The organism is Escherichia sp. KTE52, assembly GCF_000408325.1.
Lineage (GTDB): Bacteria > Pseudomonadota > Gammaproteobacteria > Enterobacterales > Enterobacteriaceae > Escherichia > Escherichia marmotae.
The window spans coordinates 1-1,862 of the sequence record NZ_KE138679.1 but is presented as its reverse complement, the minus strand read 5'-3'; the positions used below and the strand labels follow the sequence as shown (position 1 = coordinate 1,862).

Genomic DNA, 1,862 nt, shown 5'->3' with positions numbered 1-1,862 from the left:
GGTCATGGTCGCCGGGCGATGCACTATAACAAAACGAAAAGCCTGGACTTGCCGGAAGTCTCTGTTGTGATGGTAGATGGGAAGCCTGTTGTATTGGAGAACGTGCCGTCAAACAGGACTATCGACATTTCAATTGACGACAACGGCATTGTTACCCATACACAGGAAATACTGGATACGGACACCGGACGTATTGTTCAGGGTATGATTAATTCTGGCGCAGGTGGTTGGTCATGGGCTACATCTGGTCCAGATTACTCTGTATCCCTGGTAAAGTCTTTTCACGGTTTTGATTACGTAACTGTGCCTAACTATATCAGCCTCGACAAGAAAAGCCTGATGCTTGAATCAGCAGAAGAACGCGACGCGGCGATTCATGCGGCACTTATCGAACAAGGTTTTACCGATAATGCTGCTACGGATCTGGTTCACCACTTTTCAGCAATGAAGAGTCAGCAAGCCATACTCGAATCAGCACAACGTGAAGTTCTGGAGTCGGAACTGATACATCTTGAAGTGGAAAATATGCAGCTTCGCGACAAACTACGTGACCAGGCCGCGATGATGGAAAGCCAGGGGGAGAACGCGAAGAAATGCCGCCGTATTTTGCGTGATGCTATCCAGGAAATGCCTGTTTTTATCAGCACAGAGCAGCGCCGGGCGCTCTGCCGTATGCAGTCAGAGGATGATGCACGCATTGTCGCAGCGATGCTTGAATCCCTGGGGGCTAATGCCACTTATGGTTTGCCAATATCAGCCAATAAACAACAAGAAATACCGGTGAAAGAGAATAAGACGGTGACTCCGCTGATCTTTGTTTCTAAGAGGATGTGAGATAAAAGCTGGATTAATTTTCTAACACAGTGTGTTTTTATACACTGTTGATCCGACGGCACGTGATCGAGTAGGATCGCGGTCACTGCTCCGGTAGCGACTGCCAAAAAAAGCAAAAGCCGCTGAGTAGCGGCTTTTGGGTGTATAAATCCACTGGCATAGATTTATACGGTAGATAGATTTTTCACGGAACTATCTGGTGAGTATTTTAAATTCAGTTTCAGTTACTTTCAACACTTCTGAGTATAAAAACAACACTGAATACCACAAAAAAATCAAAGGTCATCAGTTGAGTTTTTTTGCTCGTCATAGCGGTTTTCTTTCCCCTTCACATAGCGCCATTATTGCCGAGTTTGCCAACCTGGCAGGAGCTACCGATGAATACATGATCCGTCGCTCATATGCTGATATGTCCGTGATTACAGGACGCAGCATTTCTACTGTGCGCCGGGCATTTACCGAAGCGACGAAGTGCGGAATGCTTGTTAAGCAGCATCAGGTAGCGAGTAACAATGCTCAGGTGTGTAACGTGTACCGGTTTACAACACAATTTCTCCACTTCATTCATGTAGCAATGGAGATAGGGAGTAAGCAGGGCATCAAATTTGCCAACGCCACAAAACTGGTTAAGCAGTTGATTTCAAAGGTTCGTTATTTTTTTGAAACTGGGAACCCCCTGTTCAAATTGAACAAGTCCCCCCATGTTCAAAATGAACAGCCAATAGAAAATAAGAGTCACTCTATAGCCAAAAGAAGAGAAAGATCATGCGCGGTTCAGCCAAAGGCTTCACCAGCAGATAGTTCTCAAGCGGATAATGGCTTGACAGTAATCAGGGAAGAACATACCAACCACTGCCTGGCGGCAGCAAAAGCGAGAGCTGCAAAGCGTCGTTCAGACGAGGGGTACGCAAAACGGCAGGCTCTGTATCGTACCGCTGAAAAACTGGCAAAAAAATTTGCATGGTTACGTAGTGCTACCACAGTGAATAAGCCCAAACGATCCAGCGCCCTGGATTTCTCTATGGATT

At 46.2% G+C, this 1,862-nt stretch carries 2 protein-coding genes; both read left to right on the top strand.

Annotated features, from left to right (window positions below):
* Positions 1-834, top strand: an 834-nt coding sequence (locus A1SC_RS12020) for a hypothetical protein (RefSeq protein ID WP_016262336.1), incomplete at its 5' end; no start/stop codon positions are given.
* A gap of 199 nt (positions 835-1,033) precedes the next feature.
* Positions 1,034-1,862 (top strand): hypothetical protein (locus A1SC_RS12025; protein WP_016262335.1); only part of this gene is annotated, 829 nt, incomplete at its 3' end.